The 26,094-nt window shown below is 69.3% G+C and carries 25 protein-coding genes and 1 other RNA gene; 11 read left to right on the top strand and 15 right to left on the bottom strand.

Annotated elements, in window-relative coordinates:
- Nucleotides 1-5 precede the first annotated feature (5 nt).
- The 6 genes from Sp245p_RS13405 to Sp245p_RS13380 all read right to left on the bottom strand — a co-directional run bounded on the left by Sp245p_RS13405 (nucleotide 6) and on the right by Sp245p_RS13380 (nucleotide 6,835).
- Nucleotides 6-476 carry a PIN domain-containing protein gene (locus tag Sp245p_RS13405; protein WP_014239393.1) on the bottom strand — a complete coding sequence of 157 codons (471 nt, stop codon included), beginning with the start codon at nucleotides 474-476 and terminating at the stop codon, nucleotides 6-8.
- 2 nt (nucleotides 477-478) lie between these two features.
- A complete protein-coding gene (locus Sp245p_RS13400) occupies nucleotides 479-721 on the bottom strand; it encodes a type II toxin-antitoxin system Phd/YefM family antitoxin (RefSeq protein ID WP_014239394.1) in 243 nt (80 codons plus the stop codon).
- A 71-nt stretch (nucleotides 722-792) separates the two neighbouring features.
- The gene (locus Sp245p_RS13395) at nucleotides 793-1,917 is read right to left on the bottom strand and encodes an ABC transporter permease (protein ID WP_109138545.1); all 1,125 of its coding nucleotides are present in this window, start codon (nucleotides 1,915-1,917) and stop codon (nucleotides 793-795) included.
- A complete protein-coding gene (locus tag Sp245p_RS13390) occupies nucleotides 1,917-3,026 on the bottom strand; it encodes a microcin C ABC transporter permease YejB (protein ID WP_014239396.1) in 1,110 nt (369 codons plus the stop codon). Before Sp245p_RS13390 ends, Sp245p_RS13395 begins: the two co-directional genes overlap by 1 nt.
- Before the next feature lie 29 nt (nucleotides 3,027-3,055).
- Nucleotides 3,056-4,942 carry an extracellular solute-binding protein gene (locus tag Sp245p_RS13385; RefSeq protein ID WP_014239397.1) on the bottom strand — a complete coding sequence of 629 codons (1,887 nt, stop codon included), beginning with the start codon at nucleotides 4,940-4,942 and terminating at the stop codon, nucleotides 3,056-3,058.
- 93 nt (nucleotides 4,943-5,035) lie between these two features.
- Nucleotides 5,036-6,835 carry an extracellular solute-binding protein gene (locus Sp245p_RS13380; RefSeq protein WP_244439354.1) on the bottom strand — a complete coding sequence of 600 codons (1,800 nt, stop codon included), beginning with the start codon at nucleotides 6,833-6,835 and terminating at the stop codon, nucleotides 5,036-5,038.
- Nucleotides 6,836-7,050: 215 nt separating this feature from the next.
- On the opposite strand from Sp245p_RS13380, the gene aqpZ reads away from it, so the two are divergent.
- Nucleotides 7,051-7,791 (top strand): aquaporin Z, encoded by a 741-nt coding sequence (aqpZ, locus tag Sp245p_RS13375; RefSeq protein ID WP_014239399.1) that lies wholly within the window; start codon nucleotides 7,051-7,053, stop codon nucleotides 7,789-7,791.
- Between the two features lie 281 nt (nucleotides 7,792-8,072).
- Here the strand turns inward: aqpZ and Sp245p_RS13370 are convergent, their stop codons facing one another.
- A complete protein-coding gene (locus tag Sp245p_RS13370; RefSeq protein ID WP_014239402.1) occupies nucleotides 8,073-8,609 on the bottom strand; it encodes a hypothetical protein in 537 nt (178 codons plus the stop codon).
- Nucleotides 8,610-8,639: 30 nt separating this feature from the next.
- Nucleotides 8,640-9,422: a histidinol-phosphatase gene (hisN, locus tag Sp245p_RS13365; RefSeq protein ID WP_014239403.1), complete on the bottom strand. Its 783-nt coding sequence runs from the start codon at nucleotides 9,420-9,422 to the stop codon at nucleotides 8,640-8,642.
- A 142-nt stretch (nucleotides 9,423-9,564) separates the two neighbouring features.
- Between hisN and nudC the strand changes: the two genes are divergently transcribed.
- Entirely contained in the window at nucleotides 9,565-10,506 is a 942-nt protein-coding gene (gene nudC, locus Sp245p_RS13360) for an NAD(+) diphosphatase (RefSeq protein WP_014239404.1), read from the top strand.
- A gap of 168 nt (nucleotides 10,507-10,674) precedes the next feature.
- Here nudC and Sp245p_RS13355 read toward each other — a convergent pair whose 3' ends face one another.
- Together Sp245p_RS13355 and Sp245p_RS13350 are read right to left on the bottom strand one after the other, a co-directional pair.
- A complete protein-coding gene (locus tag Sp245p_RS13355) occupies nucleotides 10,675-11,559 on the bottom strand; it encodes a prephenate dehydratase (RefSeq protein ID WP_014239405.1) in 885 nt (294 codons plus the stop codon).
- A 14-nt stretch (nucleotides 11,560-11,573) separates the two neighbouring features.
- Complete coding sequence (locus tag Sp245p_RS13350; protein WP_052584220.1) at nucleotides 11,574-12,362, bottom strand: 3-deoxy-manno-octulosonate cytidylyltransferase; 789 nt, start codon at nucleotides 12,360-12,362, stop codon at nucleotides 11,574-11,576.
- Between the two features lie 238 nt (nucleotides 12,363-12,600).
- Here Sp245p_RS13350 and Sp245p_RS13345 point away from each other — a divergent pair, with 238 nt between their 5' ends.
- The 5 genes from Sp245p_RS13345 (at nucleotide 12,601) to recR (ending at nucleotide 16,309) form a co-directional block, all read left to right on the top strand.
- Nucleotides 12,601-13,140 (top strand): c-type cytochrome, encoded by a 540-nt coding sequence (locus Sp245p_RS13345; RefSeq protein WP_014239407.1) that lies wholly within the window; start codon nucleotides 12,601-12,603, stop codon nucleotides 13,138-13,140.
- A gap of 135 nt (nucleotides 13,141-13,275) precedes the next feature.
- An RNA gene (ffs, locus tag Sp245p_RS13340) (signal recognition particle sRNA small type) lies at nucleotides 13,276-13,373 on the top strand.
- Between the two features lie 99 nt (nucleotides 13,374-13,472).
- The gene (locus Sp245p_RS13335) at nucleotides 13,473-15,329 is read left to right on the top strand and encodes a DNA polymerase III subunit gamma/tau (protein ID WP_014239408.1); all 1,857 of its coding nucleotides are present in this window, start codon (nucleotides 13,473-13,475) and stop codon (nucleotides 15,327-15,329) included.
- Nucleotides 15,330-15,332: 3 nt separating this feature from the next.
- Nucleotides 15,333-15,656: a YbaB/EbfC family nucleoid-associated protein gene (locus Sp245p_RS13330; protein ID WP_014239409.1), complete on the top strand. Its 324-nt coding sequence runs from the start codon at nucleotides 15,333-15,335 to the stop codon at nucleotides 15,654-15,656.
- Between the two features lie 59 nt (nucleotides 15,657-15,715).
- Nucleotides 15,716-16,309 carry a recombination mediator RecR gene (recR, locus tag Sp245p_RS13325; RefSeq protein WP_014239410.1) on the top strand — a complete coding sequence of 198 codons (594 nt, stop codon included), beginning with the start codon at nucleotides 15,716-15,718 and terminating at the stop codon, nucleotides 16,307-16,309.
- Nucleotides 16,310-16,468: 159 nt separating this feature from the next.
- Here recR and Sp245p_RS13320 read toward each other — a convergent pair whose 3' ends face one another.
- Nucleotides 16,469-17,665: a phosphoglycerate kinase gene (locus tag Sp245p_RS13320; protein WP_014239412.1), complete on the bottom strand. Its 1,197-nt coding sequence runs from the start codon at nucleotides 17,663-17,665 to the stop codon at nucleotides 16,469-16,471.
- A 149-nt stretch (nucleotides 17,666-17,814) separates the two neighbouring features.
- On the opposite strand from Sp245p_RS13320, the gene Sp245p_RS13315 reads away from it, so the two are divergent.
- The 3 genes from Sp245p_RS13315 to Sp245p_RS13305 all read left to right on the top strand — a co-directional run bounded on the left by Sp245p_RS13315 (nucleotide 17,815) and on the right by Sp245p_RS13305 (nucleotide 21,259).
- Complete coding sequence (locus Sp245p_RS13315; protein WP_014239413.1) at nucleotides 17,815-18,921, top strand: class I SAM-dependent methyltransferase; 1,107 nt, start codon at nucleotides 17,815-17,817, stop codon at nucleotides 18,919-18,921.
- Nucleotides 18,922-19,016: 95 nt separating this feature from the next.
- On the top strand, nucleotides 19,017-20,624 hold the full coding sequence (locus tag Sp245p_RS13310; RefSeq protein ID WP_014239414.1) for a CYTH and CHAD domain-containing protein: 1,608 nt from the start codon (nucleotides 19,017-19,019) through the stop codon (nucleotides 20,622-20,624).
- Nucleotides 20,625-20,635: 11 nt separating this feature from the next.
- Nucleotides 20,636-21,259, top strand: a complete 624-nt coding sequence (locus tag Sp245p_RS13305; RefSeq protein WP_014239415.1) for a ParA family protein — start codon at nucleotides 20,636-20,638, stop codon at nucleotides 21,257-21,259.
- A gap of 1 nt (nucleotide 21,260) precedes the next feature.
- Here Sp245p_RS13305 and Sp245p_RS13300 read toward each other — a convergent pair whose 3' ends face one another.
- Nucleotides 21,261-22,649: a sensor histidine kinase gene (locus Sp245p_RS13300; protein ID WP_014239416.1), complete on the bottom strand. Its 1,389-nt coding sequence runs from the start codon at nucleotides 22,647-22,649 to the stop codon at nucleotides 21,261-21,263.
- A 204-nt stretch (nucleotides 22,650-22,853) separates the two neighbouring features.
- Here Sp245p_RS13300 and Sp245p_RS13295 point away from each other — a divergent pair, with 204 nt between their 5' ends.
- Nucleotides 22,854-23,375: a DUF4405 domain-containing protein gene (locus tag Sp245p_RS13295; protein WP_014239417.1), complete on the top strand. Its 522-nt coding sequence runs from the start codon at nucleotides 22,854-22,856 to the stop codon at nucleotides 23,373-23,375.
- Between the two features lie 18 nt (nucleotides 23,376-23,393).
- Here Sp245p_RS13295 and Sp245p_RS13290 read toward each other — a convergent pair whose 3' ends face one another.
- The 3 genes from Sp245p_RS13290 to Sp245p_RS13285 form a co-directional block, all read right to left on the bottom strand.
- The gene (locus Sp245p_RS13290) at nucleotides 23,394-24,158 is read right to left on the bottom strand and encodes a methyltransferase domain-containing protein (protein ID WP_014239418.1); all 765 of its coding nucleotides are present in this window, start codon (nucleotides 24,156-24,158) and stop codon (nucleotides 23,394-23,396) included.
- Between the two features lie 33 nt (nucleotides 24,159-24,191).
- Nucleotides 24,192-24,356: a hypothetical protein gene (locus Sp245p_RS34910; RefSeq protein WP_158310382.1), complete on the bottom strand. Its 165-nt coding sequence runs from the start codon at nucleotides 24,354-24,356 to the stop codon at nucleotides 24,192-24,194.
- Nucleotides 24,357-24,506: 150 nt separating this feature from the next.
- Nucleotides 24,507-25,961, bottom strand: coding sequence for a sensor histidine kinase (locus Sp245p_RS13285; RefSeq protein ID WP_014239420.1), 1,455 nt, complete (start codon nucleotides 25,959-25,961; stop codon nucleotides 24,507-24,509).
- Nucleotides 25,962-26,094: the final 133 nt, after the last annotated feature.

Here is a 26,094-nt window from a genome sequence, read left to right as displayed (position 1 = left end):
CCATCCTAGGAGGCCGGTTTGCCGGCGAGCAAAGCCGACAGCAAGGGGTGCGACGTGGCGGAGAACGGGTTGACGACGGTCAGGCCGCGCCATGTGAAGCCTTCCTGCATGTCTTCCGACAGCATCAGACGGCAGCCGGACTCCGCAGCCGCCGACAGGACGACGCTGTCCCAGATCGACAATCGATGGATCGCCGCCAGATCGACCGCCGCCATCATCACGGCGGCGGTTGTGTCCACCGGCGCGTAAAGATCGCACCAGGTCAGGATCGCGGTGCGCACCTCGGTTGCCGGGCGTTTGGCCTTTCCGGTGAGCACGCGGTACAGCTCCCCCAGAACCTGGGCTGGAACCACGACGTCCTCCGCGGGCACGGCGTCCAGCAGGTCGTGGACCACCGCCGGCTTGTGCGTGTCGGAGGGCAGGAAGGCGACGCCCTCGGCGTAAACGAGCAGGTTTGTGTCGAGGGCGACGCGCATGCTCACTCCTCGTACAACTCGTCGCGGCTCCAGCGCGGACCGACGATCTGCACCGGCTGCGCCCTCAGCCGTGCCATCAAGGTTGCCTTGGCGGCGTCGGACAGGGCGCTGCTCCGCTTGGTGGGGACGATCCGGGCGACCGGCGTGCCATGGGAGGTCACGACGTAGCTGTGCCCCTCCTTCACGCTGCGGAGGATCTGGGAGAAGTTCCGGTTGGCTTCCGCGGCGGAGACGGCGTCTTCCATGGGACTCGCGTCCAATGTAGTGAATTTGCCTACAAGATGGCCGCGAACCGCCGTTCCGTCAAGAACGCCAGTCATTCCGCGGCCTTCTGCGCCACCGCGCCCGCCTCGTTGGCGGGTCCGGTGGCGGTGGAGAGCTGGCCGATGGTCTTGCGCGGGTCGAAGGCGTCGCGCACCGCCTCGCCGATGAAGATCAGCAGGCTCAGCATGATCGCCAGCACGAAGAAGGCGGTCAGGCCCAGCCAGGGCGCCTGGAGGTTGGCCTTGCCCTGGGCCAGCAGCTCGCCCAGCGAGGGGGATCCGGGGGGCAGGCCGAAGCCCAGGAAGTCCAGCGCCGTCAGCGTGGTGATGGAGCCGTTCAGGATGAAGGGCAGGAAGGTCAGCGTCGCCACCATGGCGTTGGGCAGCACGTGGCGCACCATGATCGTCGCGTCGGTGGCGCCCAGCGCGCGGGCCGCCCGCACATAGTCGAAGTTGCGCGCCCGCAGGAACTCCGCCCGCACCACATGGACCAGCGAGGTCCAGGAGAACAGAAGCAGCAGGCCGAGCAGCCACCAGAAGTTCGGCGTCACCACGCTGGACAGGATGATGAGCAGGAACAGCGTGGGCAGGCCCTGCCAGATCTCGATGAAGCGCTGGAACAGCAGGTCGGTGATGCCGCCGAAATAGCCCTGGACCGCCCCCGCCATGATGCCGACGACCGAGGAGAAGGCGGTCAGCACCAGCCCGAACAGCACCGAGATGCGGAAGCCGTAGATCAGCCGCGCCACCACGTCGCGCCCCTGGTCGTCGGTGCCCAGCCAGTTGTCGGCGGACGGCGGGGCCGGGGCGGGGACCGGCAGGTTGTAGTTGATGGTGCGGTAGCCGTAGGGGATCGGCGGCCAGACGATCCAGCCCTTCTCCTCAATCAGCTGGCGCACGTAGGGGTCGCGGTAATCGGTCTCCGTCTCGAACTCGCCGCCGAAGGTGGTCTCCGGGTAGGCGGTGAAGACGGGCCAATAGAGCGCGTTGTCGTACTTGATGAGCAGCGGGCGGTCGTTGGCGATGAACTCCGCGCCCAGCGACAGGGTGAACAGCACCAGGAAGATCCAGAAGGACCAGAAGCCCCGCCGGTTCGCCCGGAAATTCGCCAGCCGCCGCCGGGTGAGCGGCGTGACGCGCAGGCCGAGGAAGCGGGGCTGGTTCGCGGCGCTCGCCATCACACCCTCCGCGCTTCGAAGTCGATGCGGGGATCGACGGCGACGTAGGTCACGTCGCCGACGAGGTTCATGATGAGCCCCAGCAGCGTGAAGAAGTACAGCGTGCCGAACATCACCGGATAGTCGCGGTTGATCGCAGCCTCGAAGCCCAGCAGCCCCAGACCGTCGAGCGAGAAGATCACCTCGATCAGCAGGGCGCCGGTGAACAGGATGCCGATGAAGGCGCCGGGGAAGCCGGCGATGACGATCAGCATGGCGTTGCGGAAGATGTGGCCGTAGAGCACCCGGCGCTCCGCCAACCCCTTGGCGCGGGCGGTCACGACATACTGCTTGTTGATCTCCTCCAGGAAGGAGTTCTTGGTCAGCATGGTCAGCCCGGCGAAGCCGCCGATCACCATGGACAGCACCGGCAGCACCATGTGCCATGCATAGTCCAGGATCTGCCGCCACCAGGGCAGGCTCGCCCAATTGTCCGACACCAGCCCCCTCAGCGGGAACAGGTCGAAATAGCGCCCGCCGGCGAAGACGACGATCAGCAGCACGGCGAACAGGAAGCTGGGAATGGCGTAGCCGACGATGACCACGCCGGAGGTCCAGACGTCGAAGGGCTGGCCGTCGCGCACCGCCTTGGCGATGCCCAGCGGGATCGACACCAGATAGACGATCAGCGTCGTCCAGATGCCCAGCGAGATCGACACCGGCATCTTCTCGATCACCAGATCGACGACGCTGCGGTCGCGGAAATAGCTCTTGCCGAAGTCGAACATCAGATAGTTCGACATCATGTGGATGAAGCGCTCGTGCAGCGGCTTGTCGAAACCGAATTCCTTCTCAAGCTGCTTGATGAATTCCGGGTCGAGCCCCTGGGCGCCGCGGTAGCGGCTGCCGGTGTCGCCGCCCTGGGCCTGCTGCGCCGCCGGGCCGCCGGTCTCGCCGCCGCCGGTGCCGCCGATGCGGGCGGTCGCCTCCACGGCGGTGCCCTGGACGCGGGCGATCATCTGCTCGATGGGACCGCCGGGGGCGATCTGCACGATCAGGAAGTTGATGACCATGATCCCGAACAGCGTCGGGATGATCAGCAGCAGACGGCGGATGATGTAGGCCAGCATCGCGCGGGTTCGCCTTTCTGTTTGCCGTCTCAGGGCGCCGCGCGGCGGGCCGTGTTGGCGAGCTTCGCGTTCTTGTCGGGATCGACCCACCAGGTGTCGGTGAAGGCCAAGCCGTATTTGGGCGCAACCGCCGGATGGGAGAAACGGTTCCAATAGGCGACGCGCCGCACGTCGTCGTGCCATTGCGGGATGACGTACCAGCCCCACAGCAGCACGCGGTCGAGCGCGCGGGTCGCCGTGATCAGGCTCTCGCGGTCGGGGGCCTGGATGACCTTGTCGATCAGCGCGTCGACCACCGGGTCCTTGATGCCGGCCAGATTGCGGCTGCCCGGCTGGTCGGCGCGGGCCGCCTGCCAGTAGTCGCGCTGCTCGTTGCCGGGCGAGGTCGATTGCAGGATGCGCTGGATGACCATGTCGAAGTCGTAGCGGTCGATCCGGTTCTGGTACTGGGCGGTGTCCACCACGCGGATGGCCGCCTCGATCCCGGCGCGCTCCAGGTTGCGGACGAAGGGCTGGACGATGCGGTCCATGTCCGGCTGCACCAGCAGGATCTCGAAGCGCATCGGCTCGCCGGTCTTGGCGTTCAGCAGCTTGTTGCCCTTCAGCTCCCACCCGGCCTCCTTGAGCAAGGAGAGCGCCGTGCGCAGGTTCGGGCGGATGTTGCCGGACCCGTCGGTCTGCGGCGGCTCGAAGGGCTTGGTGAAGACCTGCTCCGGCACCTTGCCGCGGAAGGGCTCCAGCAGTTTCAACTCCTCCGGCGAGGGCAGACCGGTGGAGGCGAGTTCGGAGTTGGAGAAGAAGCTCTTGGTGCGCTGGAACAGACCGTAGGACAGGTTCGCCCGCGTCCATTCGTAATCAAACAGATAATTCAACGCCTCGCGCACCTTGCGGTCGGCGAAGACCGGGCGGCGGCTGTTGAAGACGAAGGCCTGCATGCCCTGCGGGTCCTGGTGCTTGATCTCCTCGCGGACGATGTGGCCGTCGCGGACCGCGGGCACGTCGTAGCCGGTCACCCAGTTCTTCGACGAATGCTCCACCCGGAAATCGATGGCCCCGGCCTTGAAGGCTTCGAACACCACGTCGAGGTCGCGGTAATAGTCGAAGCGGATGCGGTCGAAGTTGTAGCGCCCGCGGTTGACCGGCAGGTCCTTGGCCCACCAGTCCTGCACCCGCTCGAAGACGAGCGAGCGGCCGGGCTGCACCTCGACGATCCGGTAGGGGCCGCTGCCGACGATGGGGTCCAGCGTGGTGCTGGCGAAGTCGCGCACCCCGGAGCCGTTTCCTTCGAACACATGCTTCGGCAGCACGGGCAGCTGGCCCATGATGACCGGCAGCTCCGGGTTGCCGCCGTCGCGGAAGGTGAAGGTGACCGTGCGCTCCCCCGTTTTCTCCGCCTTCGTCACGTCGGCGTAATAGGTGCGATAAAGCGGGTGGCCCTTGTCGCGCAGAGTCTCGAAGCTCCACACCACGTCGTCGGCGGTCACCGGGGCGCCATCGTGGAAGCGCGCCTGCGGGCGCAGCGTGAAGCGCACCCAGCTCCGGTCCTCGGCGACGGTGATCGTCTCGGCGAGCAGCCCGTAGCGGGTCAGCACCTCGTCCCCGCTCTCCACCGTCAGCGTGTCGAAGGGCAGGCTGGCACCGGCGGCGGTCGACCCGCGCAGGATGAACGGGTTCAGGCTGTCGAAGCTGCCGTAGGTCGCCAGTTTGATCTCGCCGCCCTTCGGGGCGTCGGGGTTGACGTAGTCGAAATGCTGAAAGTCCGGCCCGTATTTGGGCGTCCCATGGGCCGTGACGGCGTGCCCCCCGGTTTTCAGGGCGGCCTCCGGCTGGGTGGATTGGGCACGGGCCGTGGCGAAGGGTTCCGCCAGATACAGGCACATGACCGCGGCCAGGATCGCTTTACCGGTCTTCCTCATGCCCCTCTCGGTCCTTATTGTTTCCGGTAAGGTAGGGTCTCCCTTGTGGCACAATCAAGGCGGAGCCTCGGCTTTAAGGGGCTGAACAGGCGATCAGGGCTTCACCCACCACGCCTCGGGGAAGCCGCTGTTGCGGAAGCCCAGATCGTATTTCGGCGTCGTCTCCGGGAAGCCCAGCGTCGTCCGGTAGGCGATCCAGTTGTCCGGGTTGTACCAGTGCGGCACCATGTAGAAGCCCCACAGCAGCACGCGGTCGAGCGCGCGGGTTGCCGCCTGGACGGACGCGAGATCCTTCGCCGCCAGCGCCTTTTCGATCATCGCGTCGGCCGCCGGTTCCTTGATGCCGGCGTAGTTGGCCGATCCCCGGATGTCCGCGGCGGCGGAGCCGAAATAGCTGCGCAGCTCCGTCCCCGGCGGGGTGAAGAAGTTGAAGTTCGCCACCACCACGTCGAAGTCGAATTCGTCGGTGCGCGCCTGGAACTGGGCGGTGTCGACCACCCGCAGCACCGCGTCGATGCCCGCCTTGCGCAGCGCCTCCACATAGGGCTGGATCACGCGGGTCAGCGCACCGGTGCCGTCGAGGAACTCGATGCTCAGCACCTCGCCGGTCCTGGCGCTGGTCATCCGGCCGTTCTTCAGCTCCCACCCGGCCTCGCGGAACAGGCGCATGGCCTCGCGCAGGTTGTTGCGGGTGTTGCCGCTGCCGTCGGTCTTGGGCGGCTCGAAGGGGGTGGTGAAGACGCGCTCCGGCAATTGGGCGCGGAAGGGCTCCAGCAGGGCCAGCTCCTCCGGCGTCGGCGGCCCCTTGGCGCCGAAGTCGGAGTTGGGGAAGTTCGAGGTGGTGCGGAGATACTGGCCGTACAGGATGTTCTTCTGAATCCATTCGAAGTCGAACAGATAGCCCAGCGCCTCGCGCACCCGCGGGTCGGCGAACTTGGCGCGGCGGGTGTTCAGGCGGAAGCCCTGGGCGCCCAGCGGCAGGTCGCTCTTCACCTCCACGCGGTTCACCCGGCCGTCCTTGGCGGCGGGGAAGTCGTAGCCGGTGGTCCAGCGCTGCGCCCGGTGCTCGGTGCGGAAGTCGTAGGCGCCGGCCTTGAAGGCCTCGAACATCACGTCGTCGTCGCGGTAGTAATCGACCTTAACGCTGTCGAAGTTGTAGAAGCCCTGCGCCGTCGGCAGGTCGCGGCCCCACCAGTCGGCCACCCGCTCGTAGGTGATGGAGCGGCCGGGATCGACGGTCCTGATGCGGTAGGGGCCGCTGCCCAGCACCGGCTCCAGCGTCGTCTTGGAGATGTCGCGTCCGTTGGCGGTCCACCAGTGCTCGGGCTGGGGGGCGATGCTGGTGGCGAAGTCGATGATCGGCTTCATCTCCCCGGTGGTCTTCAGGGTGATCTTCAGCTGGTGCTCGTCCACCGCCTCCACCGCGGCGACGCGGTCGAGGAAGGATTTCAGGAAGGGGTTGCCGTGCGCCTGGATCGAGTCCCAGGCGAAGACCACGTCGCCGGCGGTCACCGGCACGCCGTCGTGCCAGCGCGCGTCCTTGCGCAGGTGGAAGACGGCCCAGCTCTTGTCGTCGGGCAGTTCCACGCTTTCCGCCAGCGACCCGTAGGCGGCGTCCATCTCCCAGCCGGAGCCGACCATCAGCGAGTCGGCGATCAGCCCCAGCGTGCGCGGGGTGACGCCGCGCAGGATGATCGGGTTAAGGCTGTCGAAGCTGCCCTGCGCGGCCAGGGTGATCGAACCGCCCTTTGGCGCTTCGGGGTTGGCGTGCGGGAAATGGGTGAAGCCCGGCTTGAACTCCGGCTCGCCGAACTGCTTCAGGGCGGGGACGGTGACCGTTTGCGCCTGGACCCCGTTCGCCTGGATTGGCGCCGACAGCGCAAGGAGAGCCAAGAAAGCAGTCGTCCGGGCGGCAGCGAGAACTCGGCGCATCGTCGGTCCTGATGTGGTTGGGCCTGAGATGATAAGGCGGATCAGCCCTAGCATGTACGCGCCTAGCGGCGCGTCAAGTCCGCGTACGCAACGGTATCTTACGCCCGTCCGCTGGCGCCGGCCCGTCCGGGGGCGCAAAAAAGGCGGAAATGCGGCAAGCCCGACGAGGTGGTGACATGTCGATGGTCCGGCGCACGAGCGCGGAGTTTCTCGGCACCTTCTGGCTGGTGTTCGGCGGTTGCGGCAGCGCCGTGCTGTCCGCCGCCTTTCCGGAGGTCGGGATCGGGCTGACCGGCGTCTCACTGGCCTTCGGCCTGACCGTGCTGACCATGGCCTACTCGGTCGGCCACATTTCCGGCTGCCACCTGAACCCGGCGGTCACGGTGGGGCTGTGGGCCGGCGGGCGCTTCCCGGCCAAGGACATCCTGCCCTACGTCATCGCGCAGGTGGTCGGCGCCTTCCTGGCGGCGATGGTGCTGTACGTCATTGCCACCGGCAAGGCCGACTGGTCGCTGGCCGCCAAGGGGCTGGCCGCCAACGGGTACGGGGAGCATTCGCCGGGCGCGTACAACCTCACCTCCGGCCTGCTGATCGAGGTGGTGCTGACCTTCATGTTCCTGATCGTCATCCTGGGCTCCACCGACCGGCGGGCGCCCGCGGGCTTCGCGCCGCTGGCCATCGGTCTGGCGCTGACGCTGATCCACCTCATCAGCATCCCCGTCACCAACACGTCGGTGAACCCGGCGCGCAGCACCGGGCCGGCGCTGGTCGTCGGCGGCTGGGCGCTGCAGCAGCTCTGGGCCTTCTGGGTGGCGCCGCTGGTCGGCGGGCTGCTCGGCGGTCTGGCCTACCGCGCGCTTGCCGAGGAGATGCCGCCGAAACCGGCGATCACCGGCGAGGCCCGGCCGTCCACCTGAGTCTTTGCCACCCGAGTCCTTTCTGACCCTTTTCCTTCGGGTCCCTCCCGACTCAGCGGACCGTGCCCCTCCGGCGCGGTCCGTTTTTTATGGGGTTGTTCACCTTCACCCGGCCCCGCCCGGTGGAAGTCACGGCCTTGTCGCGGGAACTTCGCGGGCGTCAACGGTTATTCTGAGCACTCGTTGACGCACAGGGAGTATGTCATGCGGCAGTTCGACCCCGATTCCAACCCGATGACCGACGAGGATTACGGCATCGTCCTCGGCCTGTTCATCGGCATCTACCTGGGGCTGCTGGCCGTCTCGCTGCTGCCCTGACCGGCGCGGGTCTTCTTCCAGTGGTCGGCCATGCGCTCCATGAGCTGACGGTAGCGGCGGTCGGACCGCATCATCCGGCGCACCGCCTTGCCGTTGCGCGGGTCGGCGAGCATCCATTCCTCGGCGGCCACCTGGTGCTCCGGGTGGATGGACAGCATGTAGATCGCCGCCTGTTCCGGCTGCGTCACCGCCTCCTCCTTCAGCCCCTCCAGGATCGCCCCGACATAGAGCGGCAGGACGTTGCGGAAGTCCTCCGGCCCGGTGCCGTCCTGGCTGCCGTGGGAGGCGGCGTCGTCCCCGGCGCCCATCAGGGCGCGGCGCTCCTCCGCCGGCAGGGCGAAGAAGGCGTCCAGCCCCAGCAGCAGGTCGCAGACCGTCTTCTTGCGGACCATCCAGTTCGCCCCGCCCGACACCCGGCCGGCCAGCGAGTGCAGGAAGGGGCGCAGCTTCTCCGGCGAGGTCTCGAAGACGGAGCGGGCGGGCGTTGCGATGGTTGCCATGGGCGTGGTTCTCCTTCTCAGCCGGCTGTCTCAGCCGGCCAGGGCGGCCAGAGTCTCGCGGTGGGTGCGGGCGTCGCCCGCGGCGACCACGCGCCCGCTGGAGGTGGCGTCGAGCGGCCGGCCGTCCCAATCGGTCATCAGCCCGCCGGCCCCGGTCACCACCGGCACCAGCGCCGCGAAGTCGTAGAGCTTCAGCCCCGATTCGACGACGAGGTCGTAATAGCCCGCCGCCAGCAGGCCGTAGCTGTAGCAGTCGCCGCCATAGACCGACACCTTGGCCGCTCCCGCCACCCGGCGGAAGGCGTCCTGGTCCGCTCCGGGGAACAGGTCGGGCGAGGTGGTCCCCAGCGTCGCCGCCGCCAGCCCCCCGGCGCATTCGCGCACGCGGGCCGGCTGGCCGTTGAACAGGGTCGGGCGGCCCTCGACGCCCAGCCAGCGGTCCCGGACGATCGGCTGGTCGATGACGCCGAGCACCGGGCGCCCGCGGTGCAGCAGGGCGATCAGCGTGCCGAAGATCGGGCGGCCGGTGATGAAGGACTTGGTGCCGTCGATGGGGTCGATCACCCAGACCCATTCGGCGTCCAGGTTCTTCGTCCCGAACTCCTCGCCATAGATGCCGTCGTCGGGGCGCTCGGCCTCGATGATGGCGCGGATGGTCCGTTCCGCCTCGCGGTCGGCGATGGTGACGGGGGAGGCGTCGGCCTTGTCGTCCACCGCCACCGGCGTGCGGAAATACTGGCGGATGACCGGACCGGAGGCGTCGGCCAGACGCTCCGCCAGGGTCACCAGGGGGGTGGGGCAGGGTTCGGTCATGGTCGCTCCGCCGGATCGCGCGTGGTGGGAAGGAGGGCGGCATCCTAGTCGTGCGTTCCGTTGGCGCAAACCATCAATGAAGGAGGAGGGTTGCGCGGGACGCCGCTTCCCCGTTTCGCGGGCTTGTGGCAGCCTCTTCGCCATGCACGACCGCTCCTCCCCATCCGACCGCCCGAACGCCCGCCCGAACGCCTATGCCGGCATTCCGCTCGACCGCGCCGGGGTGCGCCGCAAGGACAAGGACTGGCTGAAAGACGCCTGGGCCTCGCCGACCGCGCGCCTGCTGCCCGTGGCGAAATCGCGCAACTTCGTGACCGGCGACGCCGACTCGGCCCGCGCGGTCGCCGTCGCCTGTGGTGGCGACTGGGGCGTGGAGCCGGTCTTCCTCGGCCTGCTGGACGGCGTTCCGCACTTCACCGTGGACCTGACCGGCCTGGAAGCGCCGGAGGATCATCCGGCCCTGGCCGGGCTCGGCCGCTTCGAGGACCTGCGCGCCGTCGGCCCCGTGATGGAGGCGACGGAGGCCGGGCTGTGCGCCTACGCCCGCGGCATCACCTGGTGGAACGCCCGGCACCGCTTCTGCGGCGTCTGCGGCTCGGTCGCGGCGGGTGCCGAGGGCGGGCATGTGCGCGTCTGCACCAACCCGGACTGCGCCACCCACCATTTCCCGCGCACCGACCCGGCGGTCATCATGCTGGTCCATGACGGGGCCGGGCGCATGGTGCTGGGCCGCAACTCCCGCTTCCCGCCGGGCATGCATTCGGTGCTGGCCGGCTTCGTCGAGCCGGGCGAAAGCCTGGAGGACAGCGTGAGGCGCGAGGTGCTGGAGGAGGTGGGGCTGGAGGTCACCGACATCCGCTACCACTCGTCCCAGCCCTGGCCCTTCCCGTCCTCGCTGATGCTGGGCTTCAGCGCGCGGGCGGTGACCCTGGACATCCAGACGGACCTGGAGGAGTTGGAGACGGCCCACTGGTTCGACCGCGATTTCCTGCGGACCTTCACGCCCAGCGAGGAGTTCCGCCTCGCCCGCCCCGACAGCATCGCCCGCCGCCTGATCGACGAGTGGATCGCCGAGGGGGAGTGAGGGAGACGGCGGGTCGCGTGCCCCCTCATTGCCCCCTCCCTAACCCTCCCCCGCTGCGCAGGGGAGGGGACTAAATTTCCCTCTCCTGCGAGAGCGGGGGAGGGAAGGGGCCCGCGGCGCAAGCCGTGGGAAGGGTGGGGGCAAGCGCGGCGCGGCTCGTCCCGCCCCTCAATCCTCGCCGATGCGCTGGCTTTCCTGGTAGCGGAAGGGGTTGGCGGGGTAGACGCCCAGGATCTTCACCTCGCCCGCGCGGGCGAAGAAGGCCAACTCCTCCAGCGCCAGACGCAGGGAGCGCTCCTCCGGATGGCCCTCCACGTCGGCGTAGAACTGGGTCTGGGTGAAGTGCCCGCCGACCATGTAGCTTTCCAGCTTCGTCATGTTGATGCCGTTGGTGGCGAAGCCGCCCAGCGCCTTGTAGAGGGCCGCCGGCACGCTGCGCACGCGGAAGACGAAGGTGGTGATGATCTTGGCCCCGGTCCCCTCGGCGGGCAGCGGCGGGGTCTTCGGGTCGCGGGACAGGATCAGGAAGCGGGTGGTGTTGTGCTCCGCGTCCTCGATGCCGCCCTTCAGGATGTCCAGCCCGTAGATGTCCGCGGCCAGCGAGGAGGCGATGGCGGCGTGCTGCGGGTCGCCCAGCTTGGCGATCTCGGCGGCGGCGCCCGCGGTGTCGGCGTGGGAGATCGCCGTCAGACCCAGTTCCCGCGTCATGTTGCGGCACTGGGACAGCGCCTGGATGTGGCTGCGCACGGTCTTCAGCCCGGCCAGCGTCGCGCCCTTCGGAGCGAGGAGCTGGTGGTTCACCCGCTGGAAATGCTCGCCGATGATGTGCAGGCCGCCTTCGGGCAACAGATGGTGGTTGTCGGCCACGCGCCCGGCGATGGAGTTCTCCACCGGGATCATGGCGAGCGCCGCACGCCCCTCGCGCACGGCGGCGAAGGCGTCCTCGAACGTGGCGCAGGGCAGCGTCGTCATGTCCGGAAAGACCGTCCGGCAGGACAGGTCCGAATAGGCGCCGGGCAGGCCCTGGAAGGCGATCACGTTCGAGGTCGTCATCGGAAGGTCTTCTTTTAAAGGGAGGTGCGCTTGGCGAGGATCGCGCGGGCGCGCTCCAGGTCGGCGGGAGTATCGACGCCGAGCGGAACCGCGTCAACGACGGCGGCGTCGATGCGCATCCCGAAGGCCAGGGCGCGCAACTGCTCCAGCCGCTCCCGCTGCTCCAGCGCCGAGGGCGGCAGCCGGACGTAGCGCTCCAGCGCCGCGCGGCGGTAGGCGTAGAGCCCGATGTGGTGGAACAGCGGCCCGTCGCCCCAGGGCGCGGTGGCGCGGCTGAAATAGAGGGCGCGGCCCCGCCGGGCGCCGGGCGGCAGCTCCAGGACGGCCTTCACCACGTTGGGGTCGGTGCGCTCCTCCTCCCGCGTGATCTCGACCACCAGGGTGGCGATGTCCACCTGCGGGTCGGACAGCGGGGCGAAGGCGGCGCGGACCACGGCGGGCTCGATGGTCGGCAGGTCGCCCTGCACGTTCACCACCGCGTCGTATTTCCCCTCCGGGTCGAGCAGGCCGACCGCCTCGAAGATGCGGTCGGAGCCCGAGGGATGGTCGGGCCGGGTCAGCACGGCGGTCCCGCCCGCCGCCTCCACCGCCGCGGCGATCTCCGGCTCGGCGCAGGCGACCACCACCGGGCCGATCTCTGCCTCCATGGCGCGGCGCCACACCTGCACGATCATCGGCGCCCCGCCGATGTCGGCCAGCGGCTTGCCCGGCAGGCGGGTGGAGGCCATGCGGGCTGGGATTACGACGATTGGATTCGAGGGCGGCGGGTTCGCCGTGCTCTGGATATCTGCGTTGGCGTTCATGGTGGAACGGCCCCCTGTCACGTCGGAAAGGTGGGGCGGGTGAACCATGGATCGCCCTTTGCGTCAAGCGGCGTCACTCCAATATTCAACTGGCCAACAGTCGGGGAACCGATATTCCTGTGGCAAGGGAGGGGGCCGAAGCGGTGACAAGCCGCCGCGGTCACGCTATCGTGCGGCGGAGAACCAGCCAGCCCTGGCGACGGGCCCGCGGCACGACAAAAAAGGGGAACAAGACGTTATGAGCATGGAGTGGAACAAGATTTTCGGCGCCGTGCTGCTGGCGGGTCTGATCGCCATGTTGGCCGGCTTCGCCGCGGAAGTTCTGGTGCACCCGAAGACGCCTGAGAAACCCGGCTATGTGGTGGCCATGCCGGATGGCGCCGCTCCTGCCCCCAGCGGTGGCGCCGCCCCGTCCGGCCCCGCCGAGATCGCCCCGCTGCTCGCCAAGGCCGACGCCGCCGCCGGCCAGTCCGCGGCCAAGGCCTGCGCCGCCTGCCACAGCTTCGACAAGGGCGGCCCGAACAAGGTCGGCCCGAACCTCTACGGCATCGTCGGCGCCCCGCACGGCCATCTGGACGGCTTCGCCTATTCCGACGCCATCAAGGGCAAGGCCGGCCCCTGGAATTACGACGAGCTGAACCACTTCCTCTACGACCCGAAGGCCTACGCGCCGGGCACCAAGATGACCTTCGCCGGCGTGAAGAAGGATCAGGAACGGGCGAACATCATCGCCTATCTGCGCTCGCTGTCCGACAGCCCGGCGCCGCTGCCGCAGTAACGCGCAGCGGTCCCATCCGGGAAACAGGCAAAAGCCCCGCGTTCCGCCGGACGCGGGGCTTTTTCGTTCCGCCTCAAACGGAAAGCCGGCAGATTGGCCTTGCATGGGGCGGCGTGATCGCCGATATAAGGCGCGGGAGGCTGGCGGCGGACGAGTCCCTCGCCAACCCGGTCAGGTCCGGAAGGAAGCAGCCGTAACGAGTTTCGGCTCGGGTCGTTCGTCCAGCCTCCCACCCTTCCCCATAAAGTCCTGCAGCGAATTGAAACGGCGACAGCCCCGTGCCGTGACGCTATTCTGCGCTCCGTCGTGAAGCCGATTACCGGGCCAGCCGCGTGACCGATACCACCGTTGCCGATGCATCCTCTTCCGTTTCCGGGACATCCGGGGGCCTTGCCTACCGGGTTCTGGCGCGGAAATACCGTCCGAAGAGCTTTGCCGAGCTGATCGGGCAGGACGCGCTCGTCCGCACCCTGACCAACGCCATCCATTCGGGCCGCATCGCCCAGGCCTTCATGCTGACCGGCGTGCGCGGGGTGGGCAAGACGACCACCGCCCGCATCATCGCCCGCGCGCTGAACTGCACCGGGCCGGACGGCACCGGCGGGCCGACGGTGACGCCCTGCGGCGTCTGCGACAACTGCCGGGCCATCGCCGAGGACCGCCACGTCGACGTGATGGAGATGGACGCCGCCAGCCACACCGGCGTGGACGACATCCGCGAGATCATCGACGGCGTGCGCTACGCCCCCGTCTCGGCGCGCTACAAGCTCTACATCATCGACGAGGTCCACATGCTCTCCAAGAGCGCGTTCAACGCGCTCCTGAAGACGCTGGAGGAACCGCCGGCCCATGTGAAGTTCGTCTTCGCCACCACCGAGATCCGCAAGGTGCCGGTGACGGTGCTCTCGCGCTGCCAGCGCTTCGACCTGCGGCGCGTCGACGCCCAGGTGCTGAAGGAGCACTTCACCCGCATCACCGGGCTGGAGGGGGCGGGAATCGAGCCGGACGCCGCCGCGCTGATCGCGCGCGCCGCCGACGGGTCGGTGCGCGACGGATTGTCGCTGCTCGACCAGGCCATCGCTCTGGCCGCCGGCACGGTGACCGCGCAGCAGGTGCGCGACATGCTGGGGCTGGCCGACCGCAGCAAGGTGATCGACCTGTTCGAGGCCGCCGTCTCGGCCAAGCCGGCGGAGGCGATGGACCTGCTGTCCGACCTGCACCGCGTCGGCGCCGATCCGGTGGTGATCCTCCAGGACCTTCTCGACCTCGTGCACAATCTGACGCGGCTGAAGGTGGTGCCGGACAGCGCCAACGACCCCGGCCTGCCGGAGGCGGAGCGCACCCGCGGCGCCGCCCTGTCGGCGAAGCTCGGCATGCCGGCGCTGACCCGCGCGTGGCAGCTCCTGCTGAAGGGGTTGGGCGAGGTGCAGGCGGCCCCGGTGCCGCAGCAGGCGTTGGAGATGGTCATCGTGCGGCTGTCCTACGCCGCCGATATGCCGACTCCGGGCGACCTGATCCGCCAGTTCCAGAATTTGCAGAATGGTGGTGGGCAGGGTGGACAAGGCGGTGGCTCGGCCCCGCGCGGTCCCGGCGGCGGGCCGGTGGCGGTTGGCGGCTCCGCCGTGCGCGCCGTCGCCCAGGCCCAGCCGAGCCCGCAGCCGTCTCCCCAACCCGTGCAAACCGTTGCCGTCGCCGTGGCGGACGAGGAGCGCGTGGCGATGCCGCGCGACTTCCGCACGCTGGTCCAGCTCTTCGCGGAGAAGCGCGAGGGCGCTCTCTACGGCCATCTGACCGGCAGCGTCCATCTGGTGCGCCTGGAGCCGGGACGGCTGGAACTGCGGCTGACGACCCTGGCCCCGTCGACCCTGCCGAATCGCGTCGGCCAGCTGTTGACGGAATGGACCGGCCAGCGCTGGGTCGTCATCGTCTCGGACGCGCCGGGCGAGCCGACGCTGATCCAGCAGGAGCAGGCCGCCCAGAGGCGTGCGCTGGAGGAGGCGGAGGCGCATCCGGTGGTGCGCGCCGTTCTGGACGCCTTTCCCGGCGCGAAGATCACCGATGTCCGCGATCTCAAGGCAGCGGTCGAGGCCGAGCCCCAGGTTGCGGATGACGGGGAGAATCCCGACCTTATGGTCATGCAGCAGGACGACGGGGTCTATTACCCGCTCGACGATGAAGGAGATTTCTGACCCATGAAGAACCTCGGCCAGATGATGAAGCAGGCCCAGCAGATGCAGGCCAAGATGCAGGAGATGCAGGCCCGCCTGGGCGAGGTCGAGATGACCGGCCAGTCGGGCGCCGGGATGGTCAACGTCACGGTCAACGGCAAGGGCGAGATGAAGAAGATCAAGCTCGACAAGTCGATCGTCGATCCGGAGGACATCGAGGTCCTGGAGGACCTGATTATCGCCGCCTTCAACGACGCCAAGGCCAAGGTGGAGCAGCACGTCGCCAACGAGACCCAGAACCTGATGGGCGGGATGAAGCTGCCGCCGGGCATGAAGCTGCCGTTCTAAGCGTTGAAAGGCCGGGCCGTAGGGTCGGCCCGGCCACCCATTGACGAACGAAGCCGTGAATGATCGGACCTGAAATCGAGCGCCTGATCCAGCTCCTGTCCAAGCTGCCGGGGCTGGGGCCGCGGTCGGCGCGGCGGGCGGCGCTGCACCTGATGAAGCGCCGCGACAGCCTGCTGGTGCCGCTGTCCGAATCCATGGCGCTCGCCGCGGAGGCCATCCGCAACTGCTCGGTCTGCGGCAACCTTGACAGCCGCGATCCCTGCTCCGTCTGTTCCGACCACAGCCGCGACCGCTCGACCATCTGTGTGGTGGAGGATGCCGGCGACCTCTGGGCGCTGGAGCGCACGCGCGCCTTTCACGGCACCTACCATGTCCTGGGTGGCACGCTGTCGGCCTTGCAGGGGGTGGGGCCGGACGATCTGAACATCCCGTCCCTGGTGGAGCGCGCGAAGGACCCGGCGGTGACCGAGGTCATCCTGGCGCTGAACGCCACGGTGGACGGGCAGACGACCGCCCATGTGGTGACCGACCGCCTGTCCGGCAGCGGGGTTTCCGTGTCCCGTCTGGCCCATGGCGTGCCGGTGGGCGGGGAACTGGACTATCTGGACGATGGGACTCTGACCGCGGCGCTGAAGGCGCGGCGGCCTTTGTAACGTGTTTGGGAGGGGAGGTTCTTGCCCCCTCCCTAGCCCTCCCCCGCTTCGCAGGGGAGGGGACTAAATCTCCCTCCCCTGCGAAGCGGGGGAGGGAAGGGGCCCGCGAAGCGGGAAGGGTGGGGGGCCGTCGCGACCACCCACCCACTCCCCCAAACCTTACTTCTTCTTCAGCGCGGCGACGCCCGGCAGGTCCTTGCCTTCCAGCCACTCCAGGAAGGCGCCGCCGGCGGCGGAGATGTAGGTGAACTTCTCCTCCACGCCGGCGTGGGCCAGCGCCGACACGGTGTCGCCGCCGCCGGCCACCGACAGCAGGCCGCCTTCCGACGTGCGCTCGGCGACGAGGCCGGCGACGGCGTTGGTGCCGGCGTCGAAGGGCTGGATCTCGAAGGCGCCCAGCGGGCCGTTCCACACCACCGTCTTGGCACCCTGGAGCTTCAGGCCGAGGAACTCGACCGTCTTGGGGCCGACGTCCAGCGCCATCTCGTCGGCGCCGATGCCGTCCGCCGGAACGGCGCGGTTGGCCGCACCGGCCTTGAACTCCTTGGCGACGATGAAGTCCTTTGGCAGCAGCAGCTCGCAGTTGGCGGCCTTGGCGGTCTCCATGATGGCGCGGGCCTGATCGGCCATGTCCTTCTCGCAGAGCGAGGCCCCGACATCCACGCCCTGGGCGTAGAGGAAGGTGTTGGCCATGCCGCCGCCCAGCGCCAGCATGTCGACCTTCTTCACGAGGTTGCCGAGCAGGTCCAGCTTGGTGGAGATCTTGGCGCCGCCGACGACGGCGGCCACCGGGCGCTCCGGCTTTTCCAGCGCCTTGGTCAGCGCCTCAAGCTCGGCCTGCATCAGGCGGCCGGCGGCGGCCGGCAGATACTGGGCGACGCCCTCGGTCGAGGCGTGGGCGCGGTGCGCGGCGGAGAAGGCGTCGTTGACGTAGAGGTCGCCCAGAGCGGCGATCTGCTTGGCGAAGGCCGGATCGTTCTTTTCCTCTTCCGCGTGGAAGCGGGTGTTCTCCAGCAGCACGATGGCGCCCGGCTGCACGCCGTCGATGGCGGCCTTGGCCTTGTCGCCGACGCAATCCTCGCCGAAGGCGACGGTCTGGCCGACGGCGGCGCTCAGCGCGTCCAGCACGTTGCGCAGCGAGTTCTTGGCGTCCGGGCCGTTCTTCGGGCGGCCGAAATGCGACAGAACCACGACCTTCGCACCCTTCTTCGCCAGCTCGGTCAGAGTCGGCGCCAGACGGTCGATGCGGGTCGTGTCGGAGACCTTGCCGTCCTGCATCGGGACGTTGAGGTCGGCACGCACCAGCACCGTCTTGCCGTTCACGTCGAGGTCGTCGATGGTGTTGAACTCGGTCATGGCTGCTGTCCCTACGGGTTGAACTTTTGCCGGGCAATCCAGCACAGGGGCGGCCGCTTTGCAACGGCCCGCGTGGGCGACCGGTTGCCCCATGCGGCGAAAAGACGGGGCTCTGGGCGGGCGGGACCGCCGATCCCATCTCTATCCTCATGAACAGACTCACCCCGCCGTCCTTCGCCCAACGGGCTCCCCGGCCGGCCCCCCGGTTGGCCCCCCGGCTGGCTTACGCGGCCAGCCAGTCCGCCCGCGTCGCCTGGTTCCTCGGCCAGTACATGATGGCCGCGCGGATCGGCCGACGGATCACCGGACCGCCGCGGACCACCCCGCCCGGCGGGCGTCCGGTGCCCGGCACCCGCGCGATTCTGGAGGAGCTGCGCACCCTGCTGGCCCGCGACCTCGCCAACATCGAGGCGGGCTACTACCGCCTGCCGCACGACCTGATGCCCGACCCGCGCCGGCTGCTGACCGACGCTGCGGCCTTCTTTCGCGACGTGCCGGAGGTGTCGCGCCGCCGCCGCGACCATGCGGCGGTCGAGGTGCGCGCCAACCCGCCCCCCGGCAGCGGGGGGCTGCCTGCCTACTACCGCCAGAACTTCCATTACCAGACCGGCGGTTACCTGACGGAGGAGAGTGCCCGCCTCTACGACCATCAGGTGGAGGTGCTGTTCGGCGGCGGCGCCGACGCCATGCGCCGCCAGGTCCTGGTGCCCATCTTTGAGCATCTGAAAACGCGCCGGAGCGCCGACTGCCGCCTGCTCGACGTGGCCGCCGGGACGGGGCGCTTCTTGACCTTCGTGAAGGACAACCACCCGCGCCTGCCGGTCACCGCGCTCGACCTCTCCCCAGCCTATCTGCGCGAGGCGCGGCGCAACCTCGTCCCCTGGGCGCGCAGCAGCGCGCTGGTCCAGGCGGCGGCGGAGGCGATCCCGCTGGCCACCGGGTCGCAGGACATCGTGACCTGCATCTACCTGTTCCACGAGTTGCCGCCGAAGATCCGCGCCCAGGCCGCCGCCGAGATGGCCCGCGTGCTGAAGCCCGGCGGCATCCTGGTCCTCATGGACAGCGTGCAGTATGGCGACAATCCGATGATGGACGGGCTGATCGACCGCTTTCCGCAGTCCTTCCACGAGCCCTTCTACGCCCATTACGCCCGCGATGACCTGCCCGCCCTGTTCGCCGCCGCCGGGTTGCGCCTGCGCGAGACATCGCTCGCTTACATGTCCAAGCTCCTGGTGTTGGAAAAGACGGATCCCTGATTGCGGGGACTGCAACAAAAGCGTCATGGTTCTGTAACTTGACCGTGGCTGGGGCCTGTGCAAAACGGGGATCCACCGGAAACGACGGGGCACGAATGGTGGTCGAAGCGGAGTCCAACCGGGAAACCGAGTTGAAGCTGGCCGTCAGGGCCGAAGACATGGCGAAGCTCCGGTCCTGCCCGGCGGTCGCATCCCGCGCCAAGGGAAAAGCCGGCACCAAGACCCTGGAAAGCACCTATTACGACACCGCCGACCGGCGTCTGGCCGGGCGGCTGGTGACGTTGCGTGTGCGCAAGGTCGGCAACCAGTATCTCCAGACCGTGAAGGGCGCGGCGGAGCACGGCGAGCTTGGCCGGGCGGAGTGGGAGCATCCGGTCGCCGGACCGGCCCCCGACCTGTCGGCCATTGAATCGCAGGAGGCGCTGGACCTGCTGGGCTCGATCAGCGCGGCGGAGCTGCAACCGCTGTTCACCACGCTCATCCAGCGCACCGTGCGCGTGGTGACGATGGGCGAGGGCGACGCCGCCAGCCGCATCGAGGTCGCCTTCGACAGCGGCGAGATCCGCAGCCCCGACGGCGCCTCCATCCCGGTGTCGGAGGTGGAGTTGGAGCTTCTCGAAGGCTCCGCCGCCGTCCTCTACGATCTGGCGCTGGAGCTGGCCCAGGCCGCCCCGCTGCGGCTCGACCCGCGCACCAAGGCGGAGCGCGGCTACGCTCTGGCCGATGGCACGGTGGACAAGGTGGTCAAGGCGGGCAAGCTGGAGCTTGACCCCGACACCACGGTGGAAGGCGCGCTGGCCCGCATCCTGCGCTCCTGCATCGGCCACATGCTGGCGAACGAGGCGGTCACCCTGGTCGGCGAGGACGCGGAGGGCGTCCACCAGATGCGCGTGGCGCTGCGCCGCCTGCGCTCGGCGCTCGCTTTGTTCAAGGACTTCATCCCCGCCGACTCCTACGCCTGGCTGGTCGGCGAGGTGAAGTGGCTGGGCGGCAGCCTCGGCCCGGCGCGCGACTGGGACGTCTTCCTGGACGAACTGCTGGAGCCGGTGAAGGACTCCTTCCACCGCGCCGACGGCCACGGCAAGCCGCTCCAGGAGGACATCGACGCGCTGGCCGCCGCGGCGCGCGCCCGCCGCGACCGCGCCTACGAAGGGGTGCGCGCGGCCATCCGGTCCGAGCGCTACACCAGCTTCCTGCTGAAGTTCGGCGCCTGGGTCGAGTCGCGGGGCTGGCGCGACCAGCCGGTCAGCGAGCATTCCGCCCGGCTGTTCGACCCGGTGGAGGATCTGGCCGACCATCTGCTGTCGCGCCGCGCCAAGAAGGCCCGCCGCGCCGGCCACGGCTTCGCGAGCCTGTCGGTGACCGAGCGGCACGAGCTGCGCATCGCCCTGAAGAAGCTGCGCTACGCGGCGGAGTTCTTCCGCAGCCTCTACGACGACAAGCCGGCCCGCCGCTACATCCAGGACCTGTCGGCCTTCCAGGACGCGCTGGGCCATCTGAACGACGTGGCGACGGCGACGCGCCTGCTGCACGAGCTGCACGACGACGGCAGCCGCCCCGAGCCGGGCGAGCCGCGCGCCGCCGGCATCGTCATCGGCTGGCACGCCCGCGGCGTGGCGGAGTCCGAACCGGCGCTCCGCGACCTGTGGAAGGAGTTCGCCGACGCGAAAGCCTTCTGGTCAAAGCCCGACCGGGAGGGGTAATCTTCCCGCCCATGCGGACCATCCTCGTCGCCAACATCAAGGGCGGTTGCGGCAAGACCACGATCGCCACCCACCTCGCCGCGGCCTGCGCCGCCGCCGGGCACAGCACGGCGCTGGCCGACGTGGACCGCCAGCGCTCCTCGCTCGGCTGGCTGGCCCGCCGCCCGGCCACGGCTTCCGCCCTGGTCGGTCTGGACTGGGCGAAGGACCTGTCCGACGCGCCGAAGGGCATCCAGCGCCTCGTCATCGACGCGCCGGCCGCGCTGAAGACCAAGCAGATCGAGGATCTGGTGCGGATGGCCGACGTCGTCGTCCTGCCGGTGCTGCCCAGCGCCTTCGACGAGCAGGCGACGCAGCGCTTCCTCGGCAAGCTGGAAGAGCTGAAGTCCATCGCCAAGAACCGCAAGTCGGTGGCGGTGGTCGGCAACCGCCTGCGCGCCCGCACCAAGGCGGCGGACCGTCTTGACCAGTTCCTCGGCGGGGTCGGGCACAGCGTGGTGACCCGCCTGCGCGACAGCCAGATCTACGCCGACGCCGCGGCCTCCGGCCTCAGCCTGTTCGACCTGACCGGCAAGCGCGCCGCCGAGCATCGCGCCGACTGGGAACCGCTGCTGGCCTACATCGAGAAGGCGTAAGTCACCCCCGCCCGACCGGAATGGCGACGGCGAAGCGGGTTCCCGGATCGAGGCGTTCGGCGTCCACCGTGGCGTTGATTTGCCGGACGGTGTTGACCAGCAACCGCATGCCGAGGCTCTTCGTCGGCGCTGCCAGGTCGAAGCCGGTGGGAAGGCCGACGCCCCGGTCCATCACCTCCAGGATCATCGCGTCCTCGCCGTCCCGGCGCAGGGTCACGCGGATCGGCCCCCCGCGGTCGCCGGGATAAGCGTATTTCAAAGCGTTGGTCACCAGCTCGTTGACCACCAGACCGATGGGGACGGCCTGATCGGTAGGCACGATCACCCGGTCGCCGGCGAAGCTCAGGTCATGGCCCGGCGCGGTTTCCTGAAGCTTCCGGCAGAGGCCGTGCAGGAAGCCGGACATGTCGATGAAGCTTGCGTCGTACTGCCGCCACAGATGGTCGTGCACCCCGGCGATGGTCAGGACGCGGCTGTAGGCGTCCATCAGGACGCTGCGGGCGTCATCGTTGTCCGACGCGCGAGCCTGGAGCGAGAGCTGCGCCGCGACCAGCGCCAGACTGTTCTTCACCCGGTGGCTGACCTCCTGGGTCAGCAGCCGCTGGCGCTCCTGCGCCTCGCGCTGCTCGTTGATGTCGGTGCTGGTGCCGAACCAGCGGATGATGGTGCCGGCGGTCTCGTCGCGGATGGGCACGGCGCGGAACAGATGCCAGCGGTACAGGCCGTCGCGGCGGCGCAGCGGCGCGGTGTACTCCCAGGACCGGCCCTCCGCCCGCGCGGCGGTGACGGCCTCCAGCATCAGGTCGGCGTGGTCGGGATGGATCACCGTCCACCAGCCGTCGTTCTGCATCTGCTCCATCGAGGTGCCGGTGAAGTCGAACCAGCGTTGGTTGTACCAGATGCTGTAGTCGGCGGGATCGCGCATCCAGGCGAGCTGCGGGATGGCGTTGGCCATGGTGCGGAAGTTGGCCTCGCTCTCGCGCAGGGCGGCCTCGGCGCGGACGCGGTTGTCGATGTCCGTCGCGGCCCCGATCCAGGCGATCAAGCGACCATGCAGATGGACGGGGGACACCCGCCCGATGTGCCAGCGGTGCTTCCCGTCGCTCCGCCGCCGCAGCCGGACCTGGACGTCGTAGGGCTGGCCCAGGGGAACCGCCCGGCCGCGCACCTCGTCCAGGCGTGGACGGTCGGCGGGGTGGACAGCCTCCCGCCAGTTCAGCATGCCCTCGGCGCCGCCCTGTCCGGTGTAGTCGCGCCATTCACGGTTGAAAAACTCGACCGTCCCGTCGGGCCGGGCGATCCACATCTTGCGCGGCGCGCTTTCGATGAAGGCGCGCAGGCGCTCCTCGCTCTCGTCGCGCCACGCTTCCGGCTGTTCCTGCGTGCCCATGAACCGGAAGCCCTTATGGTTGCACCACGATCACGCGCTAGGATCACGCAGTCATCTGGACCGTGGGGCGGGGTGGTCAAGCGCGCGGGCGCCGCCGGGCGCCGTTACACTCTGTAACGTTCGGCGGCGGTGCGGGACATCAAGCGGTTACAATCGGGCCTCACTTTGGCCGCATTCCGTTCAACCCGCGAGCCGTCCTTCCCCATGCCCTCCATTTCCTCCACCATCACCCGGCAGATCGTCACGCCGGTGACCATCGTCCTGTTCGTCGTCTCCACGGTGACGGGAATCATGCTGCTGCTGCACTGGAACGGCAATCTGGTGCGCTTCTCCCACGAATGGCTCAGCGTCGGCTTCTCCGCCATCGGCCTGTGGCATCTGGCGCGCAACTGGACAGCCTTCCTCCAGTATTTCAAGCGCAACGTGGCCCTGTCGGCCTTCGTGGTCAGCGTCGTCGGCTCGCTGGTCTTCACGGCGATGACCGGAACTCCGGCCTCCACCGGCGGCCCCGGCGCGATGATGCGGGCGGTGGCGAACGCCCCGCTGGCGACGGTGGCGCCGGTCTTCGGTTTGGACCCCGAAAAGGCCATCCAGGCGCTCAAGGCCGCCAACATCGAGGCCCAGCCCGGCGAGTCGCTGTCGGCCATCGGCACCCGCGCCGGCATGAACGCGGTGGGCGTGGCGAACATCCTCACCGCCGCGAAGCAGCCCAGGCCGGCGTCGTAACGTCCGGAAGCCGTCCGTCTACACCCGCGCCACGAGGAACAGCCGCTTGAAGGGAAACAGCGTGCAGCCGTCAGGGCGCCGGGGATAGGCGGCGTTCAGCCGGGCGCGGTAGGCCGCCAGGAAGGCGTCCAGCTCCGCGCCCGCCAGCGTGTCCAGGACGGGCAGCAGCGTCGTGCCGCGCGTCCATTGCAGGACCGGGTCGTCGCCCTCCAGAACCTGGAGATACTCGGTCTCCCAGAGGTCCAGACGCTTGGTGAGCGGGGCGAGCCAGCCGTAATAGACGTCGGGCGCGTGCACCGGTGCGGTGCGCAGGACCGGGGCCAGCCGCTCGGCCCACGGGCCGTCCGCCGCCGTCTCGTACAACAGGCGGTGCGAGGGCGCGTCGAAGTTCCGGGGCATCTGCACGGCCAGCACCCCGCCGGGGGCCAGCGCCCGCAGCAGGTCCGGGAACAGCCGCTCGTGCCCGTCCAGCCATTGCAGGGCGGCGTTGGAGATCAGCAGATCGACTGGCTTGTCGGGGCGCCAGACCCCAAGGTCGGCCTGGAGCCAGCGCACGCGGGACGGCGTGGCCCGCGCGCGTTCCAGCATGGCGGGGGAATTGTCCACCCCCAGCACTTCGGCCTCCGGCCAGCGCTCGGCCAGCAGGCGGGCGAGCTGCCCGGCCCCGCAGCCGAGATCGACCACCGTCCGCGGGGTCAGGGAGGGCAGGGCCGCTACGAGGTCGTGGGCCGGGCGGCGGCGCCAGGACTCGAACCGTGCGTATTGTTCGGGGTCCCACGGCATGCCCGGCCTCCACCGGTTGAAGGGGGTTGTGGGTTATTCCTGCTCGCGCTGGCGGGCGATCTGCTCGTCCATCTGGTTGTAGTGCTTCGTGACCATCATGAAGATCGTCCCGATGCAGCCGATGGCCAGCAGCCAGCCGCCATAATAGAACGCCGTGTCCGCCGCGCGCGACGCCGCCAGCAGGCCGATGAACGCCATGAAGCCCAGGATCCCCCCGGTGATCCACTTGCCCGTGCCTTCCAAAGTCCCGTTCCCTTCCTTCGCTGCCGGTCCCGCGCGGGGCGTGCGCCCGGCGGGATGCCGACGGGTTGACCGTGCCGCGAATTCTGGTGGAGCGGGCGCCGGAAATCAATCCGGGATGGGCGATTCCGATGTGGGCATTTCGCCCACCCGGGCGGCACCCTCCACGACGATCCCCGGGGGAAGCTCCAGCGCGAAGACGGTGCCCGCCGCGGTGCTCTCCACCAGCCGCAGGTCGCCGCCATGGGCGCGCAGCACCTCTCGCGCGATGGCGAGGCCGAGCCCGACGCCGCCAGCCCTTGCCGAGCCGGCGAAGGGCTGGAACAGGTTGTCCCGCGCCCGCGGCGGCAGGCCCGGTCCGTCGTCGGCGACCAGCAGGATCAGCCCGCCGCCGGGCCGGGTCTCCACCATCACCGTCACCGCTCCGGCCCCCGCCTGCGCCGCGTTGCGCCCCAGATTGACCAGAGCGCGGGAGAGCTGGGCGGCGTCGGCGCGGACGGTCAGCCCCTCCGGCACCCGGTTGTTCCAGCGCAGCTCCGCCCGCTCCCCATCCGGGCGCAGGGCAGCCAGCGCGATGGTCCCGGCCTCCTCGACCAGCGGGCGCAGCGGCACCGCGGTCCGCGCCAGGGGCAGCAGGCCGTCGCGGGTGTAGGTCATGGTCTGGCCGCACAGTTCCACCGCCCGGTCGATGGAGGCCATCAGCCGCGGCGTGACCCGCCGCACCTCCGGATCGGCGCTCTCGGCCAGCCGTTCCGACAGCAGGGCGGCAGTCGACAGGATGGCGCGCAGGTCGTGGTTGATCTTGGCGACCGCGGTGCCCAGCGCGGCCAGCCGTTCCCGTTGGCGCAGAGCGCTGCGGATGGTGGCCTGCATGTCGGCCAGCTCGCGCTCCGCCACGCCGATCTCGTCGGTGCGGGCGCTCGGCTGGAAGGGGGGCGTGCCGTCGGGGTCGCGGCGGATGGCGACCAGCCCCTCGGTCAGGCGGCGCATCGGCCGCACCAGCAGCCGGGTCAGCGAGACGAAGACCAGAACCGCGGCGATCAGCGAGATCGCCACCGACAGCGCCAGGATGCGGCCCGAGAAGTCGATCATCGCCTGGATCATCGGCCGCTCGTCCATCACCATGTCGACCTGGAAGGCGGGGTCCTTGGGCGACGGCCCGATCACCCGGATCACCCGGTCGCGCCGCTGGGCCAACGCCATGAAGGCGTCGGCGGTCAGCCGCGGCGCCATGGCGCCGCGCAGGTCGAAGACGGCGTCCACCGTCGGCGGCATGGAACGGGACAGCATGTAGACGCGGCTGTCCGGCCGGATCAGCTCCACCGCGTGGGCGCCGACATGGGCCAGCAGCTCGTTCTGAAGCTCCATCGCCACCATCATGTCCGGCGTCGCCTCCACCGACAGGGCGGCGAGATGGGCGGCGGCCAGCCGCTCCTCCAGATAGGTCAGGCGATAACGGGCGATGGACGGCGTGTAGATCAGCACTTCGGCCAGCAGGACGAACAGCACGGTCAGCACCAGCAGCTTGGCCGACAGGCTGCGCGTCACGGTGGGCAAGGGCATGGCGGTTTTCGGGGATCGCTGTCTTGGGAACGGGATGCCGGAAGATAGGACAGGCGGAGACGACTGCCTAGCGGCTGCCCGTTACCGGGGGACGGCATGAGTGAGGGCAGCCGTCTTTCGGGCAGGCAGGTGG

The sequence above is a fragment of the Azospirillum baldaniorum genome (assembly GCF_003119195.2).
Taxonomy (GTDB): domain Bacteria; phylum Pseudomonadota; class Alphaproteobacteria; order Azospirillales; family Azospirillaceae; genus Azospirillum; species Azospirillum baldaniorum.
This window is presented reverse-complemented; position numbering and strand designations above follow the sequence as displayed.

Bases quoted from the DNA above. Each gene is read 5' to 3' on its own strand.
- Sp245p_RS13405 (WP_014239393.1), bottom strand. From the start codon at position 476: ATGCGCGTCGCCCTCGACACAAACCTGCTCGTTTACGCCGAGGGCGTC.
- Sp245p_RS13400 (WP_014239394.1), bottom strand. From the start codon at position 721: ATGGAAGACGCCGTCTCCGCCGCGGAAGCCAACCGGAACTTCTCCCAG.
- Sp245p_RS13395 (WP_109138545.1), bottom strand. From the start codon at position 1,917: ATGGCGAGCGCCGCGAACCAGCCCCGCTTCCTCGGCCTGCGCGTCACG.
- Sp245p_RS13390 (WP_014239396.1), bottom strand. From the start codon at position 3,026: ATGCTGGCCTACATCATCCGCCGTCTGCTGCTGATCATCCCGACGCTG.
- Sp245p_RS13385 (WP_014239397.1), bottom strand. From the start codon at position 4,942: ATGAGGAAGACCGGTAAAGCGATCCTGGCCGCGGTCATGTGCCTGTAT.
- aqpZ (WP_014239399.1), top strand. From the start codon at position 7,051: ATGTCGATGGTCCGGCGCACGAGCGCGGAGTTTCTCGGCACCTTCTGG.
- Sp245p_RS13370 (WP_014239402.1), bottom strand. From the start codon at position 8,609: ATGGCAACCATCGCAACGCCCGCCCGCTCCGTCTTCGAGACCTCGCCG.
- hisN (WP_014239403.1), bottom strand. From the start codon at position 9,422: ATGACCGAACCCTGCCCCACCCCCCTGGTGACCCTGGCGGAGCGTCTG.
- nudC (WP_014239404.1), top strand. From the start codon at position 9,565: ATGCACGACCGCTCCTCCCCATCCGACCGCCCGAACGCCCGCCCGAAC.
- Sp245p_RS13355 (WP_014239405.1), bottom strand. From the start codon at position 11,559: ATGACGACCTCGAACGTGATCGCCTTCCAGGGCCTGCCCGGCGCCTAT.
- Sp245p_RS13350 (WP_052584220.1), bottom strand. From the start codon at position 12,362: ATGAACGCCAACGCAGATATCCAGAGCACGGCGAACCCGCCGCCCTCG.
- Sp245p_RS13345 (WP_014239407.1), top strand. From the start codon at position 12,601: ATGAGCATGGAGTGGAACAAGATTTTCGGCGCCGTGCTGCTGGCGGGT.
- Sp245p_RS13330 (WP_014239409.1), top strand. From the start codon at position 15,333: ATGAAGAACCTCGGCCAGATGATGAAGCAGGCCCAGCAGATGCAGGCC.
- recR (WP_014239410.1), top strand. From the start codon at position 15,716: ATGATCGGACCTGAAATCGAGCGCCTGATCCAGCTCCTGTCCAAGCTG.
- Sp245p_RS13320 (WP_014239412.1), bottom strand. From the start codon at position 17,665: ATGACCGAGTTCAACACCATCGACGACCTCGACGTGAACGGCAAGACG.
- Sp245p_RS13315 (WP_014239413.1), top strand. From the start codon at position 17,815: ATGAACAGACTCACCCCGCCGTCCTTCGCCCAACGGGCTCCCCGGCCG.
- Sp245p_RS13310 (WP_014239414.1), top strand. From the start codon at position 19,017: ATGGTGGTCGAAGCGGAGTCCAACCGGGAAACCGAGTTGAAGCTGGCC.
- Sp245p_RS13305 (WP_014239415.1), top strand. From the start codon at position 20,636: ATGCGGACCATCCTCGTCGCCAACATCAAGGGCGGTTGCGGCAAGACC.
- Sp245p_RS13300 (WP_014239416.1), bottom strand. From the start codon at position 22,649: ATGGGCACGCAGGAACAGCCGGAAGCGTGGCGCGACGAGAGCGAGGAG.
- Sp245p_RS13295 (WP_014239417.1), top strand. From the start codon at position 22,854: ATGCCCTCCATTTCCTCCACCATCACCCGGCAGATCGTCACGCCGGTG.
- Sp245p_RS13290 (WP_014239418.1), bottom strand. From the start codon at position 24,158: ATGCCGTGGGACCCCGAACAATACGCACGGTTCGAGTCCTGGCGCCGC.
- Sp245p_RS34910 (WP_158310382.1), bottom strand. From the start codon at position 24,356: ATGGCGTTCATCGGCCTGCTGGCGGCGTCGCGCGCGGCGGACACGGCG.
- Sp245p_RS13285 (WP_014239420.1), bottom strand. From the start codon at position 25,961: ATGCCCTTGCCCACCGTGACGCGCAGCCTGTCGGCCAAGCTGCTGGTG.